The organism is Microbacterium paludicola (genome assembly GCF_039529675.1).
In the GTDB taxonomy this organism is placed as follows: Bacteria; Actinomycetota; Actinomycetes; order Actinomycetales; family Microbacteriaceae; genus Microbacterium; species Microbacterium paludicola.
Genome location: NZ_BAAANG010000034.1, coordinates 1 through 6,466 on the forward strand (window position 1 = coordinate 1; position 6,466 = coordinate 6,466).

Annotated in this window: 6 protein-coding genes and 1 pseudogene; all 7 read left to right on the forward strand. The window is 67.0% G+C overall.

The window, feature by feature from the left end:
* Positions 1–101, forward strand: a pseudogene (locus tag ABD161_RS13325) (IS5/IS1182 family transposase); the annotation flags it as partial.
* 243 nt (positions 102–344) lie between these two features.
* Complete coding sequence (locus ABD161_RS13330) at positions 345–866, forward strand: hypothetical protein (RefSeq protein WP_344003848.1); 522 nt, start codon at positions 345–347, stop codon at positions 864–866.
* Positions 867–1,106: 240 nt separating this feature from the next.
* The gene (locus ABD161_RS13335) at positions 1,107–1,325 is read left to right on the forward strand and encodes a hypothetical protein (protein WP_344003851.1); all 219 of its coding nucleotides are present in this window, start codon (positions 1,107–1,109) and stop codon (positions 1,323–1,325) included.
* A 10-nt stretch (positions 1,326–1,335) separates the two neighbouring features.
* A complete protein-coding gene (locus ABD161_RS13340; protein WP_344003854.1) occupies positions 1,336–3,432 on the forward strand; it encodes an AAA family ATPase in 2,097 nt (698 codons plus the stop codon).
* Between the two features lie 175 nt (positions 3,433–3,607).
* Positions 3,608–4,417 (forward strand): hypothetical protein, encoded by an 810-nt coding sequence (locus ABD161_RS13345; protein ID WP_344003857.1) that lies wholly within the window; start codon positions 3,608–3,610, stop codon positions 4,415–4,417.
* A gap of 401 nt (positions 4,418–4,818) precedes the next feature.
* A complete protein-coding gene (locus tag ABD161_RS13350) occupies positions 4,819–5,511 on the forward strand; it encodes a recombinase family protein (RefSeq protein ID WP_344003862.1) in 693 nt (230 codons plus the stop codon).
* A 1-nt stretch (position 5,512) separates the two neighbouring features.
* Entirely contained in the window at positions 5,513–6,412 is a 900-nt protein-coding gene (locus ABD161_RS13355) for a tyrosine-type recombinase/integrase (protein WP_344003865.1), read from the forward strand.
* Positions 6,413–6,466: the final 54 nt, after the last annotated feature.

Below are 6,466 nucleotides of genomic sequence, written 5' to 3' on the forward strand. Positions count from 1 at the left end.
GACTCGCCACCCGCTACGACAAACTCGCGATCACCTACCGGGCCGCTGTCATCCTCAACGCCGTCATCGCCTGGACCCGGCAATTGTCAGACATGCCCTAGCCGCCAGCGAGCGGGACGTGGCGTGGCACCGGGAGAAGGTTGCCGACCCCTACGCCGCGGCACAGCACGCGATCGGGCAGATGCCGATCAGCAGCTTCCGTCCCATCGACCCCAGCCCGTACCTCGACAACTGAGTCGCACATGAGACAGCCCCGCGGCGCTCGGATGGTCGCGCCGCGGGGCTGAACCCGCAAAGGAAGAAGAACAACGGACATGCCTTCAACTTCAAGTATCGCTCCGCGGGTGTTCGCGCCGCTGAGACTGCCGTTCGAGCCGCCCGCGGTTGAGACGTGGAACCTGCCTCCCGAGCCGCCCGCTGTAGTCCTCACGGACACCCCGATGCTCCGCCTGCCGGCCATTGCACTGGCGACTCTGCGGTACACCGCGCCGCCCGTCGATGACATCCTGCCGACCGCCTGGGGTCGGGTGACCGAAGCCGCTTGTCGCCTCGCCCTGTGGCGCGAGTGGGCTGCGAACGGCGGCGCCAGCGCGTTCCACCTGGCCGAGAACCTGCAGTCGGTCTACTGGCCTCGGTCGAAGCGCCTCATCACCGGCACCCCTCGCTACCGGCTCCTGCAAGCCACGCCCCGGCGCGGCTACGACCTCCTGCGCCTGATTGATGAGCGCACCGCGGCAGGATTGCAGATCCACGTAGACATGCCAGACGGCTCCACGCGGGGATACACAACCATGCGACTGAGTGACGCGCTCGCAATGTTGCAGAAGCAAGTGTCGAATATTTGCGATCGACCTCTCCCGCGGTAAACCGACGCCCCGGTTTGCGCCGGAGCAAGTCGGTAGGCGATAATTGACCCCATAACCGAATAACGAGTAGTACCACTAACGGCACACCCCAGCTTCGGCTGGCTGACGAGCAGCCTTGGATAGGCCCGGCGCGTACGAGACGAGTGGCTTCCACCTTTCCCGGATTAGGGAACGGTGCTGACAGCCCGTTTCGCGCGCCTTTTTGCATTCTGCGCGCGATCACCGCAAAGGAATCGCGACATGACCTCCAAGACCCGCACGACCGATCCTCAGCTGTGGACCTACGCCACCGCGCCCGGCTCCCCCATCCTCGCCCCGCTCGGCATCAGTGAGCGGCAGCTCCGGCGGATGGTCGAGAACCGCAAGGTCGATCATCTGAAGATCGGCCACCGCGTGTTCTTCACGGACGACCATCTGCACGCGCTGGTGGAGTCCTTCACCGTCCGCGCCGCCCGCTGAGGCGTCCGTCGTGGCAACCAAGCGCGCATCGGCGCGCCCGAAGAAGTACAAACCGGACGCCGTCCGTAAAGGCTTCGCACCCTGGTTCCGCGGCAGGGAGACCGAGGACGGTGAGCAGCCGATGTTCTGCCCGCTATGTGAAGACCCGAGCACGTCCACGTCGGCGTCCGCGTCGATGAACCCGGACGCTGGCGTCTGGAACTGCCTGAAGGGCGAGCACGGCGGTTCCGTCTTCGACCTGGTGCAAACCTTGAAGCGGGAACGGGGTTTCAGCCTGCGAGGGCACCCCTCGGGGAGTGCCGCGTCCTCGCGGAAGGCGAGCGCCCCTGTACCCCTCCCAGACCAGGACAAGCCGTACAACTGGCATGACCAGATGATGTTGAGCCAGCCCGACCGGCTCGCCTATCTCACCGAGCAACGCGGTCTCACCGAGGCCACCGTCGCACGCTTCAAGATCGGCTGGGATGGCGAGCGCTACACGATCCCGGTGCGCATCGGGCTGGGTAAGTGGATCAATGCGCGCCGGTATCTGCCGGGTGCGAGCGCGAAGAACAAGATGCTGAACGTGCCCGGTCACGGCACGGCGGTACTCGCGTTCACGGAGGTTCTCCAAGGCAACTCGCTCCCGGTACTCCTGTGCGAGGGCGAGTGGGACGCGCTACTGGCGGGCCAGCACGGCGAAGGGCTGTACGTCGCCGTCACTGGCACGGGCGGCGCTGACAGCCCTCCGCGCGATCTGTCGCTGCTCGCAGGCCGTGAGGTGTTCGTCGCCTATGACGCCGATCTGGCCGGGGAGCGTGGCGCGGAGAAGGTGGCGAAGGCGTTGCGCGCTGTCGGCGCGCGGGTCCACATCATCAATCCGCGGGGACTGGGTCTGCCGTTCACCGACACACACGGCGCAGACATCTCCGACTGGCTCCGGCAGTACGGCGGCACCGCAGAGAAGCTGCTCGCGGAGATGGAGCGCCTACGCGAGGCGGATGCGAATGCCGATTCGCAGGACGACGTGCTCACCGCTATCGAAGCCCTGTTCCTGGCGAACGACGAGGCCCGGTTGACCCTCATCGCGGACGTGCGCACGGACGACCAGATCCTCGATATGCCGCCCGCTCGATACGTCATCGACGGCTGGTTGCCGGTGGGGTTCTTCTCGAGCTTCTTCGGGGAGCCGGGAGCGCGGAAAACGTTCGTGATCCTCGACATGCTGCACCACATCCGCGCCGGAGTGCCTTGGCACGGGCACGACGTCACCCGCGGCGCGACGCTGCTGTTCGAGGGTGAGGGCCTGGAGCAGTTGCAGAGCAGGATCATCGCCTGGAACGAGTTCCACGACCACCCCGACCTGGCGCCGGGCGGCGCGGTCTCGACGCCGGTGGACATGACTACTCCGCAGGGTGTCGCGTCCGTCGCGCGAACCGTTCGCGACTTTGAGCGTCGATACCGCGTCCCCGTCGTCGCGGCAGCGTTCGACCCGCTGGTGGAGTACATGAACGGCGAAGAGAACGGCGAGGGCATGGAACTCGTCACCCGCGGTCTGCGGGCGCTCGCTCGGTACCTCGACATCGCGGTGATCGTCGGCGCTCACACCAACGCGTCAGGCGAACGCGCCCGCGGCGGTGACCATCTGCGGATGCGCTCGGGCGCTCACGTGCGCGTCGAGACCTTGAAGGGCGACCTGGTCGGGCTGGTGCAGGAGAAGCAGAAGAACGGCGAGCGGCGCGCTTTGCAGCTCATGCCGAACAGCTTCGGTTCGTCGCTGGTGCTGTCCAAGGTGGCGAGCATGTCCGCCGCACAGTATGCCGCCGACAAGTTCAACGGTGAGGCCAACGAGCGCGCTCAGAGCAAGATTCGGCTGTCCGAGACAGCGAGCGCACGCAAGTCCGAGAAGGGCGACGCGCTACTGCTCGACTGCGTGCGCGAGCACCCGGGAGTTGTCCGCGGATCGCTACTCAACGCGTGCACCGGTCAGGGAGTCGGCAAACCCGCGCTGGAGGTCCAACTGAACGCGCTGATCGACTCCGGCACTATCCGCGTCGAGCGCACCGGTACCGCGAAGAACGCGGCAACGCGGCACTACATCGCAGACGAATCCGGCGGTGACCCGTGACCCGTGAACCGTGAACCGCGCATCCCGGTTCAGTGCGGTGGTGATAGTGACCCGCGATCCCCTTTAGGGGTCGCAGAGGGTCACTACACCGACCGTGACCCGCGGGTCGCTGGGACGACAGCAGAAGAACTCTCCAACTCGGCCGTAGCCGGCCATGAACGAAAGGGTGCAACCCATGACGAAGCGGAAGCCTGAGAGCGAGAAGGTGCAGCGTCAGCGTTACGGCGCGCCGCCGCCCAAGGGATTGGAGGCACGTAGGAAGAGCGGCAACGTATGTACAGCACGGCGGACGAACGGCGAGCCCTGTGCGAACTTTGCGATCGCCGGGAGCAACGTCTGTCGCACTCACGGAGGCGCGGCCTCGCAGGTGCGTGCCAAGGCGCAGGTGCGCATCCTCATGGCGAGCGACCTCGCCGCGTCGCGGCTCATCCAGCTGATGCAGTCACCCAAGGTCGCGGACAACGTGAAGCTCGCGGCTGCTCGTGACCTGCTCGACCGGGCGAACCTCGCGGGCACGCAGACCGTCGAAGTTGGCGTGACGACCAAGACCTGGGACGACGTGTTGGAGTCGGTGCTGGTCGATGTGGAAGAGGACGGCGACGACGGCGACGTGATCGACGCGGAGGTCGTGGAAGACGGCGACGACTCGTGGCTGCTCGACAAGGAGCGCGAACGTGCAGAGCGCCGCCGCAAGGGCCTGCCGCCCGCACGCGACGACGTGCAGACTCCGCGGCAGTCGGAGGATTCAGCCGACCGCGCCGCGAAGCTCGCAGCCGAGCGCGCCAACCTCGAACGCTCCCCTGCAGCTCGGGCGGTCCGAGCCGAGAAGGCAGCCGCGACCCGCAGAGGTCGGGAGGCCTACCTGACCGCACTCGACCGCGGCGCGTCCCCGATGGAAGCCGAGCGCATCGGGGAGCGCGTCGCCAGGGGCGAGCCGCCCGTCCCCGGTGCGCGCGTGTCCAAGGCGCAGATGCGGCGCGGCTGACATGGCTGACGAGACGCCGCCCGCGACCCGCAGGCAGGTTCGCCGGATGGAGGTGCTGGCCGTCGCGACTGTGCACGCGCTCATCGACGCGGGTGACCCCGACTTGTGGATGCGCGCCTATCGGCTGGCCGAGGATGCCGTGTTCGCGCGGCGTCGGGCGAGACGAGAGCGCGGGGACGGGGCCAGCGCCACACAGGGAGCCACCGTAGCCACACGAGAAGGCCGAGAGGCTACGGCGGGGCCACCCAGCCGGTTCCGTTGGCGTAAATGGCCAACTAAGCGCGAGCAGATTGCTTAGCCCTGAGCCAGACTCCGGAGCAGTTTGCCGAAACGTCCGTTTGCGCACGAGAATTCCTCTCACTCGAACAAATGTTCGACCCGCGATGAGCAAGGAGAACAACATGAACCGCGACCTGTACGGATACCTGCGCGTGAGCAAGGCGGACGTCACCCGGCCTACCAGCCTGTCCATCGATGCCCAGCGCACCGCGATCCTCGCCCACGCAGAGGCCAAGGGAGACCGCGTCGTGCGGTGGTTCGAAGATGACGGCGTGTCCGGCGCGACCGCAGACCGGCCCGGCCTGAACGACATGCTCGCTGCCCTGACGCAGCCACGCCGCCCCGGGAAGAAGCGCCCGCCGCGCGAAGCTGACGGCATAGTCGCGGCCAAGCTCGACAGGCTCTCCCGCAGCATCGTGAACTTTGGCGACCTGCTGGAGACGAGCCGCAAGCACCGCTGGTCGATCACCGTCCTGGACTTCGACCTGGACACCCGCACCGCCGTGGGGCGCATGGTTGCCGGGTTCCTGATCCTGTTCGCGCAGTTCGAGCGCGAGCTGATCGGGGAGCGCACGTCCGCCGCCTTGCAGGAAGCCAAGCGCCGCGGCGTCAAGCTGGGTCGACCTCGAACCCTGCCGGCCACCAGCGAGCGGCGCGTCCTCGACCTGCACGCCGCGGGCCTCACCTTGTCCGCGATCTCCGACCGTCTCAACGCAGAAGGCACAGCCACCGGGCGCGGCGGCCGATGGCACCCCAGCACCGTCGCCCGAATTCTCGAGCGCAACGCTCCTCACGCAGACAAGGCGGTGGCCTGACATGGCCCACATTCGAGAAGTCGCCCGCAAGAAGGCACCCAATGGCATCGCCTACGAAGTGCACTGGCGCGAGGGCGCCAAGAAGATGCAGAAGACGTTCATCGTGAGGCGCGAAGCTGAGCGCTTCGCGCTGAAGGTCGAGACCGTTAAGGACTCCGGCGAGACGACCAAGCCCCTCGTGAAGAGCGCGCAGACCTTCCGCGCCGTGTCGGACGACCTTATGGCGGCGAGTACGCGGCTCAAGCCTGGAACGGTGGCGCAGTACCGCAACCTGCTCGACAAGAAGATCCTGCCGCGGTTCGGCGCGCTCAAGGTGTCCACGATCACCCCCGCCGACGTCGAGGCGTGGATCGCGGATCTGGTGAAGGACGGGCTGGCCCCGAACACCATCCACAACCACTACGTGCTGCTGAACAAGACGTTCCGCTACGCGGCGCGGCACCGGCTCATCGCTTACAACCCTGCCGAGGGTGTCGAACTGCCCAAGAACGAGCGTTCCGAGGGGTTCGCGCCGGTCTTCCTCACCGCCACGCAGATCGAGCGTCTCGCCACAGCGCTACCGCAGCCGTACGACACCCTGATCCGGTTCGCCGCGTTCACGGGACTGCGCGCCGCGGAGATTGCCGGTCTGCGCGTGCGCGATGTGAACTTCGCCGCGGGGCACATCGAGGTCCGCCAGACCAGGAAGCGCATCCACGGCGAGTGGACTTCCGGCACGCCGAAGTCGCGCCGGTCTACGCGGGAGGTACCGGTGATGTCGCGCAAGCTCACCGCCGAACTCCGCGCGCTGAAGGTGGCACACCCGCGCTCAAGCGACCCCGACGCGCTGTTCTGGCCGGGCACGAACCTGACCACGCGGCTGCTCGACTATGACCGCACGCTGGACGTCGGGAGGGCGTGAGGAACGAACTGGTGACAGGTTCGGTTTAGGCCGCGAGTGTGAGCGGCTCGGCTA